General features: G+C 46.9%; 3 tRNA genes. All 3 read left to right on the top strand.

Going from position 1 to position 305, the window contains the following annotated elements:
* Positions 1–14 precede the first annotated feature (14 nt).
* The 3 genes from H5300_RS27305 to H5300_RS27295 all read left to right on the top strand — a co-directional run bounded on the left by H5300_RS27305 (position 15) and on the right by H5300_RS27295 (position 305).
* Positions 15–90: transfer RNA gene (locus H5300_RS27305), tRNA-Thr, on the top strand.
* Positions 91–97: 7 nt separating this feature from the next.
* Positions 98–173, top strand: a tRNA-Phe gene (locus tag H5300_RS27300).
* Positions 174–229: 56 nt separating this feature from the next.
* Positions 230–305, top strand: a tRNA-Asn gene (locus tag H5300_RS27295).

Here is a 305-nt window from a genome sequence, read left to right as displayed (position 1 = left end):
AAAGAATTTAGTGTGCCGACTTAGCTCAGTAGGTAGAGCAACTGACTTGTAATCAGTAGGTCACCAGTTCGACTCCGGTAGTCGGCACCATTCTTTTGCCTCGATAGCTCAGTCGGTAGAGCAGCGGATTGAAAATCCGCGTGTCGGTGGTTCGATTCCGCCTCGAGGCACCATTATTTGGTACTTAACAAATAATGGTCTTTATAGACCTGATGTTGAGACAAGTAATTCCCCTTTAGTTCAGTTGGTAGAACGGCGGACTGTTAATCCGTATGTCGCAAGTTCAAGTCTTGCAAGGGGAGCCA

It is taken from the genome of Vibrio sp. SG41-7, assembly GCF_014164465.1.
GTDB classification, from domain to species: Bacteria; Pseudomonadota; Gammaproteobacteria; order Enterobacterales; family Vibrionaceae; genus Vibrio; species Vibrio splendidus.
This window is presented reverse-complemented; position numbering and strand designations above follow the sequence as displayed.